This is a genomic window from Mesorhizobium sp. M1A.F.Ca.ET.072.01.1.1, from assembly GCF_004023325.1.
Taxonomy (GTDB): Bacteria; Pseudomonadota; Alphaproteobacteria; order Rhizobiales; family Rhizobiaceae; genus Mesorhizobium.
The window spans coordinates 1-1,776 of record NZ_RZSF01000601.1 but is presented as its reverse complement, the minus strand read 5'-3'; the positions used below and the strand labels follow the sequence as shown (position 1 = coordinate 1,776).

The following is a 1,776-nucleotide window of genomic DNA, read 5'->3' as shown; positions in this document are numbered from 1 at the left end:
TCGCCACACTGCACGGGGGAGCAGATCGTTTTTATTCAACCGCCGCTCCGACGCCACGTCTGGTGGATCCCGTGATGGCAAAATGCGCGGTTTCACGTGAAGTCGACTTTCAGTAGGCAAGTTGACTGCAGTCAACTGAGGGCGGGCGATATCTCTGTTAACCTTTCGTTAACGTTAAATTTGTTGCCGGATCGAAAGAATCAGGGCTACATGCGCTTAATAGGCCGTATCGGCTTTCAAAACGCATGTGCGGAAAATTTCGATGAATGTGATGATCCGGGAAGAGATTGCAGAAGTTGATCTGTTAATCACCCAGCAGGCTAATGACCTCTCCGCAATGCTTCACGAGCATCGGCTCGAAATGTTCCCGCCGAATGCACAGAAAACCTTGCGACCGTTCCAGTTGGCGGAGGCTGCGCAATATCTTAATGTAACGAGCGGTTATCTCAAGAATTTGTCTCTCGAAGGCAAAGGGCCGCAGCCGATGGTAACGCCGTCCGGCCGCCGTTCATACACGGCGGTGCAGCTACTGGAGATGCGCCAGTATTTGGATAGAAACAGCCGGGCAGCAGCGAAGTACGTTCCGCACCGCCGAAACATGGAACACCTGCAGATAATAGCAGTCGTCAATTTCAAGGGGGGCTCCGCAAAAACGACAACGGCAGCCCACCTGGCGCAGCATCTCGCACTGACCGGGCATCGAGTTCTAGCCATCGACCTTGACCCGCAAGCCTCGCTATCCGCCCTGCACGGCTTCCAGCCGGAGGTCGACCACAACGAATCCCTCTATGAAGCCCTACGCTATGATGACGAAAGAAGGCCGCTGTCGGCGCTAGTTCAGAAGACAAATTTCCCGGATCTCGACATCGTGCCCGCGAACCTCGAGCTGCAGGAATTCGAATACGATACCCCCCTCGCCCTCGCTCAAAAGGACGGCTCCATGGGCCGCATCTTTTTCGGACGTCTCGATGAGGCCTTGGCTGACGTTGCAGACCAGTACGATGTAGTCATCATCGATTGCCCGCCTCAGCTTGGTTATTTGACACTGACCGCGCTCTCTTCATCAACCGGCATCCTGATCACCGTGCATCCACAGATGCTTGATGTGATGTCAATGTGCCAGTTCTTGCTGATGATGGGCGAGGTCATGGGCACCCTGAAGAGGGCAGGAGCCAACATGCGGCTCGACTGGCTTCGTTACCTTGTTACCCGCTACGAGCCTACTGACGGCCCGCAGAGCCAAATGGTCGCCTTCATGCGATCACTGTTCAAGCAGCATGTCCTCGTCAACGAGATGCTGAAAAGTACCGCGATCTCGGATGCAGGGATAACCAAGCAGACGCTCTACGAGGTCGAACGCTCCCAGTTCACACGGTCAACGTATGACCGCGCAATAGAATCGGTGCATCGCGTCAACTCCGAGATCACAGAGTTGATCCACAAGGCATGGGGGCGCTGATGTCTAGAAAGAACCTCCTCACCTCATTCACGGAGCGAAAGTTGACCGCAGTCAACTCAGATCCGGGGAGTGATCTCTCCCCAGCAGTGGAGCGAAACCGCAGCCGTGGTGCTTTCGGGGCCATAACGAGGTCGATAGATGAGCTCGCCGAAAAAGCGCAGGCGGCAAAGGAGATTGAATCCCGGCTCCTTGAAGGTGCTACAGTCATCGAACTCGATCCTGATATGATCGACATCTCGTTCATTTCAGATCGCATAGGTGATGATGAGGAGACCTTTGAGGAGCTGGTAGAAGCCATCCGGCAGAGAGGGCAGGAT

Annotated in this window: 1 protein-coding gene and 1 pseudogene; both read left to right on the top strand. The window is 54.8% G+C overall.

Going from position 1 to position 1,776, the window contains the following annotated elements; all coding sequences use genetic code 11:
- Positions 1–262: 262 nt before the first annotated feature.
- The gene (repA, locus tag EOA32_RS36795) at positions 263–1,459 is read left to right on the top strand and encodes a plasmid partitioning protein RepA (protein ID WP_128374276.1); all 1,197 of its coding nucleotides are present in this window, start codon (positions 263–265) and stop codon (positions 1,457–1,459) included.
- Positions 1,456–1,776, top strand: a pseudogene (locus EOA32_RS36790) (plasmid partitioning protein RepB); the annotation flags it as partial. The gene repA and the pseudogene EOA32_RS36790, both read left to right, overlap by 4 nt.

What these genes read in the sequence shown, in the direction of transcription:
- repA (WP_128374276.1), top strand. Translation starts at nt 263, where the DNA reads ATGAATGTGATGATCCGGGAAGAGATTGCAGAAGTTGATCTGTTAATC.